General features: G+C 62.7%; 18 protein-coding genes. 9 read left to right on the top strand and 9 right to left on the bottom strand.

The window, feature by feature from the left end:
• Window positions 1-342 precede the first annotated feature (342 nt).
• The 7 genes from pheT to SMD31_RS07570 form a co-directional block, all read right to left on the bottom strand.
• Window positions 343-2,736 carry a phenylalanine--tRNA ligase subunit beta gene (gene pheT / locus SMD31_RS07600; protein WP_320500207.1) on the bottom strand — a complete coding sequence of 798 codons (2,394 nt, stop codon included), beginning with the start codon at window positions 2,734-2,736 and terminating at the stop codon, window positions 343-345.
• Window positions 2,733-3,836 carry a phenylalanine--tRNA ligase subunit alpha gene (pheS, locus tag SMD31_RS07595; RefSeq protein ID WP_320500206.1) on the bottom strand — a complete coding sequence of 368 codons (1,104 nt, stop codon included), beginning with the start codon at window positions 3,834-3,836 and terminating at the stop codon, window positions 2,733-2,735. The genes pheT and pheS overlap by 4 nt, the downstream gene beginning before the upstream one ends.
• A 120-nt stretch (window positions 3,837-3,956) precedes the next feature.
• The gene (locus SMD31_RS07590) at window positions 3,957-4,364 is read right to left on the bottom strand and encodes a hypothetical protein (protein ID WP_320500205.1); all 408 of its coding nucleotides are present in this window, start codon (window positions 4,362-4,364) and stop codon (window positions 3,957-3,959) included.
• An 8-nt stretch (window positions 4,365-4,372) separates the two neighbouring features.
• Window positions 4,373-4,732 carry a 50S ribosomal protein L20 gene (rplT, locus tag SMD31_RS07585; RefSeq protein WP_320500204.1) on the bottom strand — a complete coding sequence of 120 codons (360 nt, stop codon included), beginning with the start codon at window positions 4,730-4,732 and terminating at the stop codon, window positions 4,373-4,375.
• Between the two features lie 24 nt (window positions 4,733-4,756).
• Complete coding sequence (rpmI, locus tag SMD31_RS07580) at window positions 4,757-4,960, bottom strand: 50S ribosomal protein L35 (RefSeq protein ID WP_320500203.1); 204 nt, start codon at window positions 4,958-4,960, stop codon at window positions 4,757-4,759.
• A gap of 155 nt (window positions 4,961-5,115) precedes the next feature.
• Window positions 5,116-5,817, bottom strand: a complete 702-nt coding sequence (locus SMD31_RS07575; RefSeq protein ID WP_320500202.1) for an RluA family pseudouridine synthase — start codon at window positions 5,815-5,817, stop codon at window positions 5,116-5,118.
• Window positions 5,814-6,764: a LysR substrate-binding domain-containing protein gene (locus SMD31_RS07570; protein WP_320500201.1), complete on the bottom strand. Its 951-nt coding sequence runs from the start codon at window positions 6,762-6,764 to the stop codon at window positions 5,814-5,816. The genes SMD31_RS07575 and SMD31_RS07570 overlap by 4 nt, the downstream gene beginning before the upstream one ends.
• 423 nt (window positions 6,765-7,187) lie before the next feature.
• Between SMD31_RS07570 and SMD31_RS07565 the strand changes: the two genes are divergently transcribed.
• From SMD31_RS07565 to SMD31_RS07525, 9 genes are all read left to right on the top strand, one after another.
• Window positions 7,188-8,282 (top strand): ABC transporter ATP-binding protein, encoded by a 1,095-nt coding sequence (locus SMD31_RS07565; protein ID WP_320500200.1) that lies wholly within the window; start codon window positions 7,188-7,190, stop codon window positions 8,280-8,282.
• A gap of 6 nt (window positions 8,283-8,288) precedes the next feature.
• Window positions 8,289-9,230, top strand: a complete 942-nt coding sequence (locus tag SMD31_RS07560; RefSeq protein WP_320500199.1) for an ABC transporter permease — start codon at window positions 8,289-8,291, stop codon at window positions 9,228-9,230.
• Window positions 9,223-10,071, top strand: coding sequence for an ABC transporter permease (locus SMD31_RS07555; protein WP_320500198.1), 849 nt, complete (start codon window positions 9,223-9,225; stop codon window positions 10,069-10,071). Before SMD31_RS07560 ends, SMD31_RS07555 begins: the two co-directional genes overlap by 8 nt.
• A gap of 133 nt (window positions 10,072-10,204) precedes the next feature.
• A complete protein-coding gene (locus tag SMD31_RS07550) occupies window positions 10,205-11,371 on the top strand; it encodes an extracellular solute-binding protein (RefSeq protein ID WP_320500197.1) in 1,167 nt (388 codons plus the stop codon).
• Window positions 11,372-11,554: 183 nt separating this feature from the next.
• A complete protein-coding gene (locus SMD31_RS07545) occupies window positions 11,555-12,733 on the top strand; it encodes a serine hydrolase domain-containing protein (RefSeq protein ID WP_320500196.1) in 1,179 nt (392 codons plus the stop codon).
• Window positions 12,726-13,895, top strand: coding sequence for a serine hydrolase domain-containing protein (locus tag SMD31_RS07540; protein ID WP_320500195.1), 1,170 nt, complete (start codon window positions 12,726-12,728; stop codon window positions 13,893-13,895). Before SMD31_RS07545 ends, SMD31_RS07540 begins: the two co-directional genes overlap by 8 nt.
• Before the next feature lie 146 nt (window positions 13,896-14,041).
• Window positions 14,042-15,478: an amidase gene (locus SMD31_RS07535; protein WP_320500194.1), complete on the top strand. Its 1,437-nt coding sequence runs from the start codon at window positions 14,042-14,044 to the stop codon at window positions 15,476-15,478.
• Window positions 15,479-15,484: 6 nt separating this feature from the next.
• Window positions 15,485-16,513, top strand: coding sequence for a histone deacetylase family protein (locus SMD31_RS07530; protein WP_320500193.1), 1,029 nt, complete (start codon window positions 15,485-15,487; stop codon window positions 16,511-16,513).
• Between the two features lie 10 nt (window positions 16,514-16,523).
• Window positions 16,524-17,852, top strand: a complete 1,329-nt coding sequence (locus SMD31_RS07525; RefSeq protein WP_320500192.1) for a sulfatase-like hydrolase/transferase — start codon at window positions 16,524-16,526, stop codon at window positions 17,850-17,852.
• 65 nt (window positions 17,853-17,917) lie between these two features.
• On the opposite strand, the gene SMD31_RS07520 is transcribed toward SMD31_RS07525, so the two are convergent.
• Together SMD31_RS07520 and SMD31_RS07515 are read right to left on the bottom strand one after the other, a co-directional pair.
• Window positions 17,918-20,020: a tetratricopeptide repeat protein gene (locus SMD31_RS07520; protein ID WP_320500191.1), complete on the bottom strand. Its 2,103-nt coding sequence runs from the start codon at window positions 20,018-20,020 to the stop codon at window positions 17,918-17,920.
• A gap of 86 nt (window positions 20,021-20,106) precedes the next feature.
• Entirely contained in the window at window positions 20,107-20,601 is a 495-nt protein-coding gene (locus SMD31_RS07515; RefSeq protein WP_320500190.1) for a class I SAM-dependent methyltransferase, read from the bottom strand.
• Window positions 20,602-20,632: the final 31 nt, after the last annotated feature.

Below are 20,632 nucleotides of genomic sequence, written 5' to 3'. Positions count from 1 at the left end.
AGTCGGGGGGAGAATCAAGAGGGACACTGAGACTGCGGCCACCCCCCTCTCTAGCTCTCCCCCTCAAGGGGGGAGAGGACTGGAGCGAGATTGTCTTCGACGTTGCAGCAAACCCGCTCTAAACCCCCTCCCCCCTTGAGGGGGAGGGTCGGGGAGGGGGGTGTCAGCGAAGATGATCGCCCCGATAGAACGCGGTCATGGTCGGCGAAGGCCGACCATCCACGAGTTTAGCGGCGGCGCGAAGAAAGCAACTCGTGGATCCCCCGCCTGCGCGGGGGATGACGAACGAGATTCAAAGCCCCTCACCCTGCTTGCGGGGTCAGGGGTTGGGGTGAGGGGCGCCTACTTCCGCAATTCCCCGCCGGTCGCCTTGTTGACCGCCGCCACAACCTTCGCCGACAGTGCCTCGATCTCGGCATCGGTCAGGGTCTTGTCGCGGGGCTGCAGGGTTACCGAGAGGGCCAGCGACTTCTTATCCGCCGGCAGGGATCCGCCGGCGAAGAGGTCGAACAGCTTCACCTCGGTGATGAGCGCCTTGTCGGCGCCCTTGGCGGCCTTCACCAGTTTTTCCGCCGGCACGTTGGCATCGACGATGAAGGCGAAGTCGCGTTCCAAGGGCTGCAGGGCCGAGGCGTTGAGCAGCGGCCGGGCCGTGCCTTTCGACCGCGGTGCCGGCAGGCGTTCCAGGAACACGTCGAAGCCGATTGCGGCGCCTTTGACACCCAGCGCCTGCGTCACCTTCGGGTGGATGGTGCCGAACTGGCCGAGGATCGTGGGGCCCAAGCGCAGCACGGCCGATTGGCCGGGATGGTAATGCGCCGGCGCCGTCGCTTCGAGCTGCAGGTTCTCGACCGGCACGCCGAAGGCAGAGAGGATCGCGAAGGCATCGGCCTTGGCGTCGTAGGCATCCAAGGGCCGCTGCTTCACCTGCCAGTGACGGGGCGTGTTGCCGACGCGCAGGCCCGTGGCGGTGAGCACCTGATCCTTCGCGGCCTCGCCGAGATAGGTGGGGCCGACTTCGAACAGGGCGATGTCGCTGAAGCCGCGCGCGGCGTTGCGCTCCGCCGCCATCAGCAGATTGCCGAGGATGGAGGGGCGCATCACGTCGAGATCGGCGCTGATCGGGTTGGCAAGCGGCACCAGGGCGTTGCTGCCGGCGAACATCGCCGCCACACCGCTCGGCATGAAGCTGAAGGTCACGGTCTCATTGAGGCCGCGCACTGCCAGCAAACGCTTGGTCTGCTGGACGCGCTTTTGCCCCAGGGTGACCGCCACCGGCGGCATGGCGCCGACGCGCGGCATCGACGTCGCGGGGATGTGATCGAAGCCATGCACGCGCATGACCTCTTCAACAAGATCGGCCTCGCCTTCGACATCGGCGCGGAAGCTCGGTGTGGTGACGTTCCAGCTCTCACCGTTCGTCTCGACAACCTTGAAACCAAGATCCACCAGGATCTGCTTCTGCTTGGCGGGTGCCACCTCGACACCGCCCAGGGCCAGCACACGGGCCGGACGGAAGGTGATCTCGCGGGTACCGCTCGGCAAGGTGCCGGCGCTGGTGATTTCCGACGGCTCGCCGCCGCAGATCTCCAGGATCAGGCGCGTTGCCACATCCATGCCCCACAGCTCCGATTGCGGGTCGAGCCCGCGTTCGTTGCGATAGCGCGCATCGGAGAGGATGCCGAGCTTCCTTCCCGTCTTCGCCGTCACGGTCGTATCGAAGAGGGCCGCTTCGAGGAAGACATTTGTCGTTGCCTCGGTGCAGCCGGAAGCCTCGCCGCCCATGATGCCGCCGATGGCCTCGGGCCCCTGATCGTCGGCGATGACGACCATGCCGGGCTCAAGGTTGTAGGTCTTGCCGTCGAGCGCCAGGATCGTCTCGCCAGCCTTGGCCTGGCGCATGGTGACATGGCCCTTCACCTTGTCGGCGTCGAAGACGTGCAAGGGTCGGCAGAGATCGAAGGTCACGAAATTGGTGATGTCGACCAGCGCCGAAATGGGTCTGAGGCCGATCGAGGTCAGCCGGTCCTGCAGCCATTGCGGGCTGGGACCGTTCTTGACGCCTTTGAAAAAGCGGCCGGCGGTATAGGGCACCAGATCCTTGGCACTTTCGTCGATCTGCCATTGGATCGGGCTCTGATAAGTACCCTTCACCGGCTTCTCGGCAATCGGCTTCAGCTTGCCCAAGCCCGCTGAGGCCAGATCGCGTGCCACGCCGAAAACGCCGAGGCAATCGGCGCGGTCCGGCGTGATCTTGATCTCGATCACCGGGTCGCCGAGCTTCCGATACTCGACGAAGCTGGCACCCACCGGCGCGTCCTCGGGGAGCTCGATGATGCCGTCATGATCCTGCCCCAGACCCAGTTCGCGGGCGGAGCACAGCATGCCGTTCGAGGCTTCGCCGCGGATATTGCCGGCTTTCAGATCGAGGCCGGTGCCGGGCACATGCGTGCCGACCGGGGCAAAGACGCCTTTGAGGCCCGTGCGCGCATTGGGGGCGCCGCAGACGACCTGCAGCACGCCCTTGCCGGTATCGACCTGACAGACGCGCAGGCGGTCGGCATTCGGGTGCTGCTTGGCTTCGACCACATAGCCGACGACGAAGGGCTTCAGGCTTTCCGCCTTGTCCTCGACGCCTTCGACTTCGAGGCCGAGATCGGTGAGCTTCTTGGTGATGGTCGCAAGGTCCGCATCGGTGTCGAGATGCGTCTTCAACCAGGAGAGCGTGAATTTCATCGTGTCAATCCTCCCACAGCGGTGGGGATGTCGAGGGGTACGAAACCGTAATGGCGCAGCCAGCGCAGATCGGTTTCGTAGAAGGTCCGAAGATCGGGGATGCCGTATTTCAGCATGGCGATGCGCTCGATCCCCATGCCGAAGGCAAAGCCCTGGTATTTCGCAGGATCGATGCCGCAATTCTTCAGCACGTTGGGGTGCACCATGCCGGAACCAAGGATTTCCAGCCAGTTCTTGGCATTGCCGTCCTTGTCGCCGCCGAGCTTCAACTCACCGCCCGAGCGGTCGCAGCCGATATCGACCTCCGCCGAGGGTTCGGTGAAGGGGAAATAGCTGGGGCGGAACCTGACCGGCAGATTGTCGATGCCGAAGAAGGCGCGCACGAAATCCTGCAGGCAGCCTTTGAGGTGACCCATATTGGTATGCGTGTCGATCACCAGGCCTTCGACCTGGTGGAACATCGGCGAATGCGTCATGTCGCTATCGACGCGGTAGGTGCGCCCCGGGCAGATGACGCGGATGGGGAGATCGCCCTTCAGCATGGTGCGGATCTGCACCGGCGAGGTATGCGTCCGCAAGACCATCTGGCTGCCGTCTTCCTTCTGCGGCAGATAGAAGGTGTCCTGCATCTGGCGCGCCGGGTGGTCGGCCGGGATGTTGAGCGCCGTGAAATTGTGGAAATCGTCCTCGATATCCGGCCCTTCCGCGACCGAGAAGCCCATCTCGCCGAAGATGGCGATGATTTCGTCGATGGTCTGGCTGATCGGGTGGATGCGGCCCTCGTATTCCGGACGCACCGGCAAAGTGAGGTCGAGCGTTTCGCGCGCCAGCTTGGCGTTCAAGGCCGCGTCGCCGAGATTGGCCTTCTTTGCATCGATGGCGGCGGTGACCTCATCCTTCACGACGTTGATCTTGGCGCCGAATTCCTTGCGGGCGTCCGGGCTCATGGTGCCTAAGGTCTTCATCAACCCGGAAATCTCGCCCTTCTTGCCCAGCGCGTCGACACGCACCTGTTCCAGCGTTTCGATGCTGGCGCTGGCAGAGACGGCGTCGAGCCATTTCTTCTGCAGCGCTCCAAGATCCTGACCACTCTCACTCATCGTTCGATCCCTTTTGATCGGCGGTTTCTTTTGATCGCTTTTTGGGCGGAAACAAAAAAGGAGGCTCGGGATGAACCGGCCTCCTGGCATGTATCGCCTTATCGGCGTAACAGGAGCCGGTTAGTCCAATTGCATCATAAACAAGGCCAAGGCGCCGCCCAGCAGGGTTTGCGGCTTGCCGTCGATAGTGGCCTGCTCGAACGCAACCTTGCGGGTTTCGCGGTTGTTGACGAATTCCAGTTGCACTTTGTGCGTGGCGCCCGACTGGCCGACGCGCTCGATATCGGCGGTCACCAAGGCGATGGCGTCGTTGTTGTAGCGCGCGGCCTTTTCGCCCTTCCAGGCGACCGAGCCACGGGCACCGGCGATCTCGCGCGCCACGGCATCGTTCGTCTTGCCGGGGACGACGCTTTCGGCGGCCTGCACCGTCGCCACATCTTCCTTATAGGAATCGCAAGCCGTCACCGCTGGCAAGGCCAGGGCGACGGTTGCAATCACGTAAAGAGTTTTCAGGCGAAGTGCCGGCATGGCCGTGCTTACTTCGCCAGCGCCTCTTGGGCCTGCTTCACCAGCGCCGCAAAAGCGGCCGGCTCGTGGATGGCGAGATCGGAGAGGACCTTGCGGTCGACTTCGATGCCGGCCTTCTTCACGCCGTTGATGAACTGCGAATAGGTGAGGCCGTGCTCACGGACACCGGCATTGATGCGCTGGATCCACAGACCGCGGAAATCGCGCTTCTTGGCGCGGCGGTCGCGATACGCATACTGCAGGCCCTTTTCGACCTTCTCGATGGCGATGCGGAAGTTCGTAGAGGAACGCCCGACATAGCCCTTGGCCATCTCGAGCACTTTTTTGTGGCGGGCGTGCGATGTAACGCCCCGCTTGGTACGTGCCATTTTAGTTCTCCGTCAAAAAGCGTCTTAAAGACCGTTGGGGATGAAGAATTTGATGACCTTCTTGGCATCAACATCGGCCATGACCTCGCCGCGGCGGGCCTGGCGCTTCATCTTCGTCGGCTTGCTGATAAGGCGGTGACGCTTCTGGGACGGCTTGAACTTGACCAAACCAGAGGCAGTGAGCTTGAAGCGCTTTTTGGCGCTGCTCTTCGTCTTCATCTTGGGCATTTCAGTATCCTATTGAAATGATTATGCTTTCGGCTGCGTTTGGGCATGCCCTATGGTTCGCCTTGGACGCATTCTTAGGCCGTGCGGGGCGGGTTATATAAGGGTGGCCCGCGGATGACAAGTCCCCGCCAAGTCCTGTAACCGGCAAAACCGATTTAGCCGGTTACAAATCCACAGGCCTGCAACGCCCGGATCATGTGGGCGGGGGGCGGCGCCTCGACCCGGATCGGGTCCTTTTTCGGATATAAAGGGACAACCAGGGCGCGGGAATGGAGGTGCAGTTTGGCCGTGGGCTTCGCCGAGCCTTCGGGCAGGTATTGCGGCTCACCTAATATAGGGCATCCCAAATGGGCGAGGTGGACGCGGATCTGGTGCGTCCGCCCGGTCTTGGGGTTGAGCTCCAGCCACCAATAGCCGCCCCCCGATCCCAGCACCTTATAGTAGGTGACCGCCTTCTGGGCGTCCTTCTCATCGTCGCCGACAACGATCATGCGCCAGCCGCCGGCGCGGGTGGTGAGCTTCTTCAAGGCCGCCGATATCGTGCCGGAGGCCTCGGGCGGGGCCGCGCTGGTGATGGCCCAATAGGTCTTGCCGATGCGGCCTTCCTGGAACAGCTTCCCCAGCTTGGAGAGGCCCTTGTGCTGGCGACCCAGCGCCAGGCAGCCGGAGGTATCGCGGTCGAGGCGGTGCGCCAAAGCGGGCGGCTTGGGCAGGCCGAAGCGCAGATGCTCGAAGCTGCGCTCCAGATTGGGCCCGCCGCCGGGACCGGCATGGACCGGCAGCCCCGCCGGCTTGTCGATGACCAGCATCAGCGCATCGCGGTAGAGGATGCGGGCCTGGATCTCCTGGGCGTTCATGGCGCCTTCGGTTCGGGCGCATCCGCGATGTTGGATTCGACCAGCGCGCCCAGCGCCCATTCGCGAAAGGCGGCGATGCGGGCAAGGTCCGTCTCGTCGGGACGGCAGACCAGTGTATAGGTGCGCCCTGTCATGATGCTGATATCGAAAGGGGCCACCAGCTGGCCGCTCTTGACCTCGTCGGCGCAAAGGCGCGGGTCGACCTCGGTGACGCCACCCCCCGATAGCGCCACTTGTACCGCCTGATCGGCGGTTTCCACCACCACGCCGCGTTCGACGGGGACACCGGCAAAGCCCACCTGGCGCGCCAGCATCCGCCAGTCATGCCAGGAATCATTCCCCTGGCGGATATGGAGCAGCGGCGCCTTGGCGATCATGGTCTTCACATCCGGCCAGGCCGATTTCTTGAAGAGATCGGGGGCGCAAAGCGGCGAGGAGCGCTCGCGCATCAGCACGTCGGCGATGAGACCGTCGGCCTCTATCTCGCCAAAGAGGATGGCGAGGTCATGGCCGGAATTGCGGAAATCGGGATTGACCGGCGGCGTTTCCAGCCGGATCTCGAGATCCGGATTGGCGCGCTGGAATTCGGGCAGGCGCGGCAGCAGCACGCGCCGGGCAAAGGTCGGCGGCACAGCCAGGCTCAAGGGCGGCTTCTTCGATTGGCGCCGGAACGAGCCGATGATGCCGTCCATGCGATCGAAGCTGTCGGTCAGCACGGGCAGCAGGCGCTTGCCTTCCTCGGTTAGCTCCAGCTGCGCTTTCCGCAGAATGAGGGCCACACCCAGGATGTCTTCCAGGTTCTTCACCTGGCGGCTGACGGCGCTTTGCGTCACCAGCAATTCGTCGGCGGCCTTGGTGAAGCTCAGAAACCGCGCCACGGCTTCGAAGGCGCGCAAGGCATTCAAGGGCGGCAATTGCCGTCTGTTCTTGTTTCGGTTCGTGCTCATCGATGGGTCCGCAGGTGCCGGTAATATGTCATGCGGCGCGCAATCTAACAGTGTCGCCCGGAAAACGCGCTAGCGATCTCGTTTGCGCTCATTGACCGAATGGATGGAGTTCCGAAAGCGCGCAGGTTCGTTCGCGCGCCACCCGAAGGCCAATCGAAACCGCAACAGGCCGAAACATCGACGGGGGAACTCGATCATTGGATTGCGCGTCCTGGGCGTATGCAGATGCATGCTGTGATGAAAACAGGTCAACAAATTTCACTTTTGTGCAACGCCGCGATTGACCTTGCCACCCGAATGCCTAATCTTGGCGCCGCGCAAAATCCTGGCCGGATAAGGCCGAGCCCACGGAAAGCCCCATGTAGAAGGGCTTCATAAGGGGTGTGTGGCGGATGGCGCAAACCAGGACGGGGGCTATCTATCGTGTCAGCTGCTGTAGCTGTCGAAGCTAAGAACGTAAGCAAGATTTTCGGGGCGCCCGGCGCGGAAGTTCGCGCCCTCGACAATGTCTCGGTCACAATCCGCCAGAACGAATTCTTCACGCTGCTGGGCCCGTCGGGATGCGGCAAGACCACCCTGCTGCGCCTCATTGCCGGGTTCGAGATGCCGAGTGACGGCTCGATCCTCCTGGAAGGCGAAGAGGTGGCGCATCTGCCGCCCTATAAGCGGCATGTGAACACGGTTTTTCAGTCCTACGCCCTGTTCCCGCACATGACCGTGGCGCAGAACATCGCCTTCGGCCTCGAAATGCTGGGCAAGCCCAAGGCCGAAGTGCAGCAGACCGTCACCGCCATGCTGAAGCTGGTTCGCATGGAGGAGCTCAAAGACCGCCGCACCAGCCAGATTTCCGGCGGCCAGCAACAGCGCGTGGCGCTGGCCCGCGCGCTGGCGCCCAAGCCGAAGGTGCTGCTGCTCGACGAACCGCTTTCGGCCCTTGATTTGAAGCTCCGCAAGGAGATGCAGATCGAGCTGAAGCGCATGCAGATGGAAACGGGCATCACCTTCATCTTCGTGACCCACGACCAGGAAGAAGCCCTCACCATGTCCGACCGCATCGCGGTCATGTCGAAGGGCAAGATCCTGCAGATCGGCTCGCCTGCCGAGATCTACGAGCATCCGACCGTCCGCTTCGTCGCCGATTTCATCGGCGAGACCAATTTCATCGAAGCCGAAGTCACCCAGCGCATCGCCAATGAAGGGCAGATCAAGCTGCCGTCCGGCATCGTCATCAGCCATCCGGTGGCCGAGAATGTCGGCGTCGGTGCCACGGTGACCTTGGCAATCCGGCCGGAACGCATCGATCTGGTGCGGCCCGACGCGGAAGCGCATCTCAAGGGCAAGATCTCCAACGTCGTCTATTTCGGGACCGACACGACCTTCCATGTCGAGATCGACGGCACCAGCAAGCATGTGACGGCGCGCGTGCAGAACCGCCGCGGGCACCAGGAAGTCTTGAAGGCCGGCGACGCCGTTGGCCTGCGCATCGCCCCCGAAGCCATGCAGATCCTGAAGGATTAAGGGATCATGGCGGACGGGAAATCAGTTTCAAATCCGGCCGCTGCGGCAGCTGCGGCGGCGGACAGGCGCGACACGCGCAACCGTTGGCTCCTGTCGGCGCCGGCCCTCATCATCCTGCTCTTTGCGGCGATCGGGCCGCTCATCATCGTCGTCATCTATTCCTTCCTGAAGAAGGGCGATTACGGCGGGGTGGAATGGCAATTTTCGACCGACGGCTGGTACAGCGTCATCCTGCAAAAGGATATCTTCACGGACGCCGTGAGCATCGCCGATGCGCACATCTCAATCCTGTTGCGCTCGGTCAAGTTGTCCTTCTTCACCACCATCCTGGCCTTGCTGTTCGGCTTTCCGACGGCCTATTTCATCGCCACGCGGAATGAAAAGTCGCGCGAATTGTGGCTGTTCCTCATCACCATCCCGTTCTGGACCAACCTCCTCATCCGCACCTTCGCGGTGATGGAAGTGATCCGCAATGAGGGTATCGTGAACTCGCTGCTCCTGGGCCTCGGGATCATCGACACGCCGCTGCAGATCATGTTCACCGATTTCGCGGTCATGATGGGCCTGCTCTATGTCTATCTGCCGCTGATGGTGCTGCCGCTTTACGCCAGTATGGAGCGTATCGACTTCCGCTTGGTCGAGGCGGGATACGATCTTTATGCGACGCGCTGGCGTGTGCTGCGGCATGTCATCTTCCCGCTGGTGAAGCCCGGCGTCATTGCCGGTTCGATCCTGGTCTTCATCCCCTCGCTCGGTGCCTATGTGACGCCGCGCGTGCTGGGTGGCGGGCGCAATCTGATGCTGGGCAACCTCATCGAGATGCAGTTCGGCCAGGGCCGCAACTGGCCGCTGGGGGCCGCACTCTCGATCACCTTGATGGCCATCGTCATGATTGCGCTGCTGTTTTATGTCCGCAACGCCTCGAAGACGGAGGCACGTCATGGCTGATATCGCGCAAGGGAAAAATCAGGCGCCCGTCCGGAAAAAATGGGGCCGCGGATTCGACGTCAAGCAGCAGAACGGCTTTACCACCATCGCGATGATCTGCTTCGTGATGCTCTATGCGCCGATCCTCACGCTTGTGGCCTATTCCTTCAACGCCGGCACTTCGGTGGCGATCTGGGCCGGGTTCTCGTGGCGCTGGTATGAATCGGCCTGGGCCAACCAGCAGGTCTATGACGCCTCGGTCCGCTCGCTCACGATCGCCGCGTTCGCGGCGGTGGTCTCGACCATCGTCGCCACCATGGCGGCACTGGCGACGACCCGCACCAAGCCTTTCCCGGGCCTCACCTTCATCTACGCCTTCATCAACCAGCCGCTGATGGTGCCGGAAATCGTCACCGGCATCGCGCTCCTGATCTTCTTCGCGGCGATCAAGGTGGCGACCGGCTACACCGGTCTTGGCTATCTGCTGATCGCCCATACGGCCTTCTGCATCCCGTTCGCCTATCTGCCGATCCGGGCGCGCCTCGAAAACATGGATCTCAGCCTCGAGCGGGCGGCGGCCGATCTTTATGCGACGCCGTTCAAGACGTTCCGCTACGTCACGCTGCCTTTGCTGTGGCCGGGGGTGCTGGCCGGCGGCATGTTGGCCTTCGTCATCTCGCTTGACGATGTTGTGATCACCGAATTGGTGAAATCGGGCGGGCAGGATACGCTGCCGACGTATATGCTGGGGCAGTTGCGGCGTGTCGTGACGCCGGAAATGAATGCCATCTCGTCGGTCTTCCTGGCGATATCGATCGTGATGGTGACGATCTTCTTCCTGCTCAACAGGAAGAAAACATGACCGACCGGCCGGCTCGGTAGCGGGCCGGTGACCAGGTCGGCGCCAGAATTTGGACTGGTTGGGTTTGGACGACGAAGACGCTCTGAAGCCGGAAAATCTGGCGGGGCAGTGCAGCAGCAAGTTGGAGGATCAAGTGACATATCTACAGGCATTCAAGAGCACGGCCATGGCCGTCACCATCATGCTGGCGCTGAGCGCCTGCGGCGAGAAGAAGGAAGAAGCCGCCTCGGAAGGCGCTTCGACGGCGACCAGCGAAGCTGCTTCGACCGCCACCAGCGAAGCGGCGCCCGCCGCATCGACGGCGACCAGCGACGCGGCCGCTGCCGCAGCACCGGCCGGCGGTTCGCTCAACATCTACAACTGGGGCAACTACACCAACCCCAAGCTGATCGAGAAGTTTGAGAAAGAGAACAACGTCAAGGTGACGGTCACCGATTACGACTCGAACGACGTTGCCCTCGCCAAGATCAAGGCTGGCGGCCATGGCTTCGACATCGTCGTGCCCAGCAACAACTTCGTCTCGGTCTTCATCAACGAAGGCCTGCTGGAAGAGACCAAGCCGAACACCATGTCGAACTTCAAGAACATGGATCCGCGCTGGGTCGATGTCGATTTCGACAAGGGTCGCAACTACACGGTTCCCTGGCAGTGGGGCACCACGGGCCTGACCGTCAACACCGGCGCCTATAAGGGCGATCCCAATACCTGGGCGATCCTGTTCGACACCCCGGCCGAGCTCAAAGGCAAGACCAACGTCGTTCCGGAAATGAACGATGTGATCGCGGCCGCTCTTGCGTATAAGGGCTTCAGCCCGGTCTGCAACGGCAACAAGGACGAGCTGAAGCAGGCCCGCGACTTGCTGATGGCCTCGAAGCCGAACTGGATCTCGATGGATTACGGCAATGTCGAGAAGTACGCCAAGGAAGACATCATGGCGGGCCTCAACTGGAACGGCGCTTCGATGCGCGCGCGTCTCCAGAACCCGAAGATCGTCTATGGCTATCCGAAGGAAGGCGTCGCCGTCTGGATGGATAACGTCGCGGTCATCAAGGGTGCTGCCAATATCGAGAACGCGAAGAAGTTCCAGAACTTCATCATGGACCCGGAAAACGCCGCGCTGATTTCGGACTTTGCGAAATACGCCAACGGCATCGCCGGTTCGGAGAAGTTCCTCGACAAGGAATTTGCCGCCGCGCCGGAAATCAACCTGCCGGAAGGCCAGAAGACCTTCATCCAGGCGGCCTGCCCGCCGGAAGTGACGGAACTCTATACGGCTATCTGGACCGAACTGACGAAGTAAGCTGAGTTGAGCCGGCTGCAGTGCTCGTTAGCCTTAGGGCGCGGCGCACTGTGGCCGGTTTTCTTTATCGTCATCCCCGGGCTTGACCCGGGGATCTGGTGCGACGGGGCTCGGCATCTATCAGTCGCCAGCTGACCCCGGGTCAAGCCCGGGGATGACGGCCTGACATATGGCGATAACGCTATGACGACCGCAGCACCGCATTCCCCACGCATTCCCCGCGCCGATTGGGATCGGCCGCCCCATAATCGCTGGGCTTTCCACCACATCCGCGAAATCCTGCCGACCGCCGAGGTCTGGCGTGGGTCTGGCCCGGTGAGCGCTCTGCCACGGCGTCCCTTCCGCCTCGACGATGTCCGTTTCCAGGCGGCACGCGGCGAACTCACCATCCGCCAGTTCCTCGACGACAGCTTCACCGATGGATTCATCGTCCTCAAGGACGGCGCCATCGTGTTCGAGCGCTACATGAACGGGATGACCGAGCGCTCGGCGCATCTGTCGCAATCGGTCGCCAAATCGCTGACCGGGGCGCTGATCGGCATTCTCAGCCATCGCGGCGCCCTTGATCCCAACGGTTTGGTCACCGATTACCTGCCGGAGCTCAAGGCCACCGGTTATGACGGCGCCACCTTGCAGCAAATCCTCGATATGAGTTCGGGCGTCGCTTATGACGAGACCTATACCGATCCCTTCTCCGATGTCGGGCAGACCGATGTGGCGTCGGGCTGGAAGCCGAAGCCTGCCGGCGACACGCGGGCCTGGCCCAGATCGATCTGGCAGCAGATCCTGGGACTGAAGCAGTGCAACGCCGAACATGGCGCCCGCTTCAACTACCGCTCGATTGAAACCGATGTGCTGGCTTTCGTCGCCGAACGCGTCACCGGGCAGCGATTGCCGCAGCTCATCTCTGCAGAGATCTGGCAGAAACTGGGCTGTGAGGAGAACAGCTACTACACCGTCGATGCCGAAGGTTATGCGCTGGCCGATGGCGGTTTCAACGCGACATTACGCGACTATGCGCGCTTCGGCCTGATGATTGCACAAGATGGCGTGATTGACGGCCGTCAGGTCGTGCCGGCCGCGTGGATCGCCGAAACGCGCCGCGGTGACCCCGATCAATTCGATGCCGACTACCGTGCCACCATGCCGTTCGGCGCCTACCGTAACCAGTTCTGGCTGCCGGACTATCGCGGCCGCGCCACCAACTGCCTCGGCGTGTTCGGACAGTGGATTCATGCCGACCCGGACACAGGCATCGTCATCGTCAAACTGTCGTCCTGGCCCGATTTCCTGGATGATGCGCGTTTCGTCGAACAGGAGGCCGCCTGCGCCGCCGTGAAGAGGGCCCTCGTTCATGCTTGATCACAGCAATCTCAACTATCCGCCGCGCGATGGATGGGACCGGGCGCCCTGGAACCGCTGGTCGTTCCGGCATGTGCGTGAGATGGTGCCGACCGCCGAGGTCTGGCGCGGGCGCGAGGCCCCCAGCCGTTTCACGCGTGAACCACGCCAGCTCGATGCCATCCGCTATCGCGGCGAGAACGGCGAGAAGTCCATCGGCCAGTTCCTCGACGAGTCCTTCACCGACGGCTTCATCGTGCTGCACAAAGGCGCCATCGTGCTCGAGCGCTATATGAACGGCATGAATGAGCGCACGCTGCACCTCTCGCAATCGGTCGGCAAGTCGCTGATCGGCATCCTGGTCGGCATCTACCAGGCGCGTGGCTGGATCGATATCGCCTCGCCGATCACGCGCTATCTCCCCGAACTGGCAGCGACCGCCTATGCCGGTGCGACCGTGAGCCAGATTCTCGACATGCAATCCGGCGTCGCCTTCGATGAAACCTATACCGATCCCTTCTCGGACATCGCCAAGATCGATGTCGCCTGCCAGTGGCGGCCGCGCCCCAATGACGGTCGCGACTGGCCGGAGACCTGCTGGGATGTGGTGCTGAGCTTGAAGAAGCGCGCCTTCGATCACGGCGCGCAATTTTCCTATCGCTCAATCGAAACCGATGTGCTGGCCTTCGCGCTCGAACGCATTGCCGGGCGGCGCCTGCCCGACATCGTCAGCCGCGACCTGTGGCAGCCCTTGGGTGCCGAAGAAAGCGCCAACTACACCGTCGATGCCGCCGGCTATGCGCTGGCGGATGGCGGCTTCAATGCAACCTTGCGCGACTACGCCCGTTTTGGCGAGATGCTCACGAATGACGGTCTCTTCAACGGGCGGCAGATCGTGCCGGCGGAATGGGTGCAGGCCTGCCGCGTTGCCGAGCATGACAAGTTCACCGGCGATTATCGCATCGCCACACCGGAAGGTGCATATCGCCGCCAATTCTGGCTGGAGGATCACCGCCGGCCCGTGCTGATGTGCCGGGGGGTTTTCGGGCAGCTCATTTATTCCGATCCGGCCTATGCCTTCACCGCCGTGAAGCTGTCATCCTGGCCGGATTTCAGGAACAATACGCTGCTCAAGGAAACATTGGCGGCCCTGAACGCGCTGAAGCGTGCGGTGAATGTGTGAACTAAACGCGTCGTCATCGCCGGGCCTTGTCGGCGGATCCCGACATGCGTCGGCGGGACCCGGGGATCCACTGGTGCTGTTGAGGGTTTGGGTGCCCGCGTCAAGCGCGGGCATGACGGTGGAAAGAGTAAACAAGGGGGAACACCATGAAGAACGATGATCTCATTTATATGAGCGCCACCGAAGCGGCGGCACTCTTCCGCAAGCGCAAGCTCTCGCCGGTCGAGCTGATGTCGGCCGTGATCGAGCGCGCGGAAACGGTCGAGAAGAAGATCAACGCCTTCACCTTCAAGCATTATGACGAGGCCATGGACCTTGCCAAGCAGGCGGAAGCGAAATTCATGAAGCGCGACGGCAAGGTCGGTGCCCTGGAGGGCCTGCCCATTGCCATCAAGGACGAAAGCTGGATCGCGGGCAAGCCAACCTCCTACGGCTCTTTGACCACCAAGGATTTCGTCCCCGACAAGACCTCGGCCAATAACGAGCGCATCCTCAAGGCCGGCGGCATCGTCCATGCCCGCACCGCGACGCCGGAATTCTCCTGTGCGTCCTGGACCCATTCCAGGCTTTGGGGTGTGACGCGCAATCCGTGGAACCGCAAGTTCACCACCGGCGGCTCCTCGGGTGGGTCTGGTGCCTCGCTCGCGGCCGGCACAGCACCGCTCGCCATGGGTTCCGATATCGGTGGCTCGATCCGCATCCCGGCCGCGGCCTGCGGCGTCGTCGGCTTCAAGCCGCCTTATGGCCGCAACCCGGACGATCCGCCCTTCAACCTCGATCCCTATTGCCATACCGGACCGATGACGCGGACGATCGCCGACGCCATTCTGCTGCAGAACGTCATCTCCGGGCCCAGCCCGCTCGATATCGCCTCGCTGCGGCCCAAGCTGCGCCTGCCCACCGATTACAAGCCGATCAAGGGCTGGAAGATCGCCTATTCCTTCGATCTTGGCCTCTATGAGGTCGACAAGGATGTGGTCGCCAATCTGAAAAAGGCGCTGCGCGTATTCAAGAGCCTCGGCGCCACGGTCGAGGAAGTGGATCTGGGGTGGACGCGTGACGCCATCGACACCGGCATGCGCCATCTCGAACATCTCTTCGGCACGCAGCTCAACCAGACGGCCAAGAAATACGGCCATCTCATGACCAATTATGCCCGCAACTTCGCCCGCAAAGGGGCGAAGTCGACCGCCGACCAGTATTTCAAGTCGATGGAAGGCGCGGTGAAGATGTACGCGACCTTCGGCCCCATGATGGAGAAATACGATCTCTTCATCTGTCCGACGACCGCGCTCCCGGCCGTGAAGGCCGATTTCAACGAGAACAAGGACGTGGTCAGGATCAACGGCAAGGTCTCGCCGCTGCCCAAGGTGCTGGCCTGGTGCATGACGACACCGTTCAACACGCTCAGCCGCTGCCCGGTGCTTGCGGTGCCGACGGGGCATGCGACGAATGGTGTCCCCACCTCGATGCAACTCATCGGCCGCACCTATGCCGATGCCGACGTCTTCCGCGCCGGCATGGCCTTTGAGACGGCGGTGGGTGGCTGGTACAACGCGCGCCGCTCGCGCCCGGATCTCTGAACGATCATGCGTACGGTTTACAGCGAAGATCATCGCCTGCAGGACGGCAAGTTCGAACTGCTCGAAGGGCAGTTCATGAAGGCCCATGAGATGCCGCGTCGGGCCGAGATCGTCATCGACCGGGTGCGCTCGACCAAGCTCGGCGAGGTGCTGGGGCCCCAGGACTTCGGCCTCGATCCGATCCTGAAAGTGCATGACCGGGGCCTGGTCGAGTTCCTGCGCGTTGCCTGGGACGAATGGGCGGCGACGGGCCGTACCTTCGATGCCCTGCCGCATGTCTGGCCGGTTCCCGGCTTGGGGCGCCGGCTTTCCGACAGCATCGATGGCAAGCTCGGCTATTACGCCATCGATGCGGGGACGCCGATCACGCCGGGGACCTGGCGCGCCGTACTCTCATCGGCCAATGTGGCTCTCACCGCGCAGAAGCTGGTGGCGACCGGCGAGAAATCGGCCTTCGCCCTTTGCCGCCCGCCGGGACACCACGCCGGCAGCGACTTCTATGGCGGCTATTGTTTCTTGAACAATGCCGGCATCGCGGCACAAGCCTTCCGCGACCAGGGGGCAAAGCGTGTCGCCATCCTCGATGTCGACTATCACCATGGCAACGGCACCCAGCAGATGTTCTTCGCGCGTGACGACGTGCTCACCATCTCGCTCCACGCCGATCCGAAGCAGGAATTCCCCTATTTCCTCGGCTATGCCGATGAGATCGGCGCGGGGGCCGGCGAGGGTTATCACATGAACCTGCCGCTGCCCTGGGGCACCGATTGGCAGCGCTATACGGAAGCACTCGACCATGCCTTGAAGCGGATCGCGCAATATGGCGCCGAGGCCCTGGTCATCTCGCTCGGCCTCGACACTTTCGAGCATGACCCGATCTCGCGCTTCAAATTGGCCGAGGCGGATTACCATCGCCTTGGCGAACGCATCGCGTGGGCCGATCTGCCCACGCTTTTCGTGATGGAGGGTGGCTATGCCGTCGAAGCCCTGGGCGTCAACACGGTGAATGTGCTGATGGGTTTCGAGCAGCGCTAGAGGTGAGGGGATGGCTGGCAGGGCAATGATCGACTGGCTGCGGCGGCCTGGTGTCCTTCTGGTGCTGGTGGGTCTTGTCCTGCCCAATGTCGCCTTCGTCGCCCTGTCGCTGGCCGGCATCAGCGTGCCGCCCAGGTCGCTGCCGATCATCCTTTACCTGCTGGCGGCGATCAGCATCCGCTTCCTGCCCGGCTGGGCCGTGGTCGCGGCCTTCATCGCCGCCTTTTCCTTCGATGTCATGTTCTGTGCGACACAGCTTTTCGGGCTGACCCTGACCGAGGCGGTGTTCGCCCTGCGCTTCATCAACGAACTCGATATCCTCAGCTCGAAACTCTATATCGTCCTCATCCTGCTCCTGGGCGGTATTTTCGCGCTCATCTCCTATCTGTTGCTCAAGCAAGGCGCCACGCTGCGCCGCGCCCGGGCGACGATCATGCTGTGCCTGGGAATCGTGGCGCTGCCCGTCGACCTCTGGCTCAACACACCGCGTGATTCGACCGTGTGGCTGAAGCTTGGTCAGGATCTGCCCTTCGATTCCGCGATCGGCAATTCCGGTTTTATCAAGCTGGTCGAACAGCCCAACGGCCGGCACATGCTGGTCGTCATTGTCGAGGCGATGGGGCATTTTGCGGATCCAAAAATGCAGGGCCTGTTGGAGCAGGCGATCCGTGCCGGCGGCGTCGAGCAGCGCTATACCGTCACCAGCGGCACCAACGGCTTCATCGGTGGCACGACGTCGGCCGAGATGCGCGAGTTCTGCCAGACGCGCGACTCCTATCTCGACAACCTCGACCGGCCCCGGCCCGATTGCCTGCCGTTCAAGATGTCGGCGGCCGGCTATACCACCGGCGGCTATCACGGCTTCTCCGGCGAGATGTTCGAGCGGTCGAAATGGTGGCCGCATATCGGCTTTACCCAGCGCCATTTCGGCGAGGACCTGATGCAGCCCGGCGACAAGCTGTGTGGCGACGTCTTCGTCGGCATCTGCGACCCGAAGCTGGTGCGCGATCTCGCCGCACAGTTCAAGGCGGCCACGAGCCCGCAATTCAATTATCTGCTGACCTTCAACACCCATGTGCCGGTGATCGTCGACCAGGGCTATCACCACCTCGATTGCAGTCGGCGCGGGTCAGTGGTGCCGGAGCGCGAGGTCTGCATCATGACCGATGCCTGGATCGAACTGCTGGAAACCATCGCCAAGGCGTTTGCGGCGGCGGACGTACCACCGACCGAGATCCTGATCGTTGGCGACCACGCCCCGCCGCTCTGGTACCGCAAGGCGCGCGATCTTTTCACGCCGCGCCAGGTCAGCTGGTTCCGCCTCAGCCCGAAGGGCTGAATCCCGCAAAGCTGTGCCCGAAGGGCTGAATTCCTTAAAGCTGTGCCCAAAAAGCTGATCTGCTATCAGCCCTTGACGTAGCTGTCGCCGCCCAACCGTTCCAGGAAGATGCGGGCGAGGTTGTATTCCAGGAACTGGCGCATGTCGGTGTCGACGACATGCTGGAAATAAGTCTTGGCCTTCTTCTTGTCGCCCTGCAGCATGGCCTGGGCACCGAGATAGAAATGCCAGTCGAAATCCTGGTATTTGCGCAGCACTTCGGTGCCCGCCATCGCCGCCTTCTTCAGCTCCGCTTCCGAATTCTCACCGAGCAGATGTTCGGCAAGCGGGCTCGGCCATTCGGTGGTCGGCCAGCGCTTCAGCAACTGGCGCAGTTCTTCCTTGGCCTCGTTCATCCGCCCGGCTTCGCCCAGGGCGATATAGAGCATCAACGCGTCGAAGGGCTCGGTCGGATTGAGTTTCTCCGCCTCGCGGTAATCGGCGATCGCGGCGTCGAGATCGCCCTTGATGTGGTGAATCGTGCCACGCAACGCGATGTGGCCGCTCGACGGATCCGGGTCGAGGCCGATCGTGCGGTTGGCATCGATCAGTGCCTTGTCGATCTCACCCAGATCGAGATGGACGATGGCGCGGGCATTCAACGCCGTCGGCATGTCCGGCTCGATCTTCAGCGCGGCCTCGATGTCGTCGAAGGCGCGTTTGTGATCGCCGGCCCTTAGCTGATAATTGGCGCGCTCGACCAGCAGATAGGCATTGTCGGACCGGGCCGCGATGGCGGCGTCGAAATCCGCCTTCGCCCCCTTCATGTCGCCCAGCTCCACCCGGGCATTGGCACGGGTCAGGCGGGCCGAGATGTTGCTGGGGTCGAGCTTCAGGGCGGCATCGTAATCGACCAGTGCCGCACGATAATCATAGGCGCCGGACAGCAGGGCGCCGCGGGTGATACGCAGGCTGGGATCATCCGGAAAGCGCTTGATGAGCACCTCGAGATCGGCAAGGGCCGCCTTGGCATCGCCTTGCATCTTGTCATCGCGATAGCCGCGGAGCTGCGCCCGGGCATAGAGCGCCGGCGCGAATTTGGGATCAGCGCGCAGGGCCGCCGAATAATCGACCAGTGCCGCCGCCTCGTCCTTGGCCGCCTCCAGCCACGAGCCGCGCAAGGTCAACAGCAAGGCCGAGCGCGGCTTCTTGGCAATGGCCGCGGTGAGGTCGGCAATCGGCTCCTTGGTGTTGTCGATGCTGTAGCCGCGATCGGCATTGGGATGCTTGGCAAGATAGGCGGAGACCACCGGGTCTTTCGGGAGATAAGGCGCGATCTTGTCGATGAAGGCGGAAACCGGCACGGCGGTCGGCAGATTGCCGAGATAGTCAGGCGCCTCCGGGTCGTTGATCATCGGCTTCAATTCTTCCGGATGCTCGCTGGTCGAGATCACGGTGATGCCCATGACCCGCGGCCATTTCTCATCACCCTCCGGCTTGGCGGCAAGGATCGGCCCGCCGGAATTCCCCGGCATGCTGGTGCAATCATGCTGCCAGCCGGTGCTGTCGACCTGGCCGAAGAGCGTGCAGGCCGGGTCGATGGTGAGCTTCTCGTTGTTGTGGTCGGCCGGCAGGCCGATCGAGGTGATCGGCCGGGTATTGCCGTCACGCGTGAAATCCCTGGTGGCGATGGGCAGCAGGTTGAGATAGCCGTAGCCCTCGTCGCCCAGGCATTTGTCGAGCTTGAGGAGCGCCCAATCGTCCCAGCCGGCCTTCTGCCAGGCTTCGCGCCGGTCGGCGGTCGATCCCTTGTGCAGCTGCCGGGATTCGCCCCAGACCACGGGGCGCGCCGGGCTCAATTCGGCAAAGGAATTGGCTTCGTAATATTCCGGCCCCAGATTGCCGCTGCCGATGAAGAACAGCAGCACCTGATCTGCCGAAATGCCTTCCGGCTCCGAGACGACATGGGCGGCGGTCAGCACATGGCAGGGCGATACCAGGAAACCGGTGCCAAGCGCCGAGCCATCGGCACCCAGATGCAGCACCATGCCAACAGCCCCCATCGGCGTGCCTTTTTCGCGCGGCAGGGTGACCCGGTCGTCGGCCACCTTGGCCGTGGCTGCATGGCACAGCATGAACAGGCAAGCGAGGGTGGTCAGGAGGGCGCGGGGAAGGGTTGTGGGGCGCATCTAGGTTTCCGGTGTCTGGCGTTGAGGCGGAATCGTGCCCTGGTTTCGTGGCAGAATTGGGGCTGCCTTGTTGGGCCAAGCGCGCATCAGCCCCGCTTCTCGGCCATGAAATAGCGCCCGGGTCGAACACCCTCGGGCAAGGGGAGTGCAGCAAGGTCCGGTGCCTCGACCGGCTGGTCACTGACCAAGACCGCCCGTGGCGCCATCAGGGCGGCGATATCCGGGGCAAGGCGCGCGGCCAGCGCCAGGCTTGCTGCCGCATCGCCGCTGCCGAGATCGACATGGATCATGGCGGCGGCGTTGTCGCCCAATTTTGCCCGGGCATCTTTCAGCGTCTGGGTAAAGTCGCCAAGGAACATCCGGTCGGGCGCCGGGATGCAATCGGGATGGGCAGCGACCTGGCGGTCGAAGACATAGATGTCACGCCCAGCGCAGATTTCGCGCAGATGATCGAAGGTGCGGCCATTGCCGAGGCCGAGTTCGAGGACAACACCCCTGGTCTCCCGTGACCGCCTGGCGGCATCGGCGAGGCAGCTGCGCTGCGCTTCCAGGCGGCGGATGAAACTGTCCAGGCGGCTCATCCTTCCAGGCCCTCCCGGCCGAATCCAGGCC

The organism is Dongia rigui (genome assembly GCF_034044635.1).
Taxonomy (GTDB): Bacteria; Pseudomonadota; Alphaproteobacteria; order Dongiales; family Dongiaceae; genus Dongia; species Dongia rigui.
The sequence above is the reverse complement of the archived record's forward strand: the minus strand, read 5'-3'. Positions and strand labels throughout refer to the sequence as shown.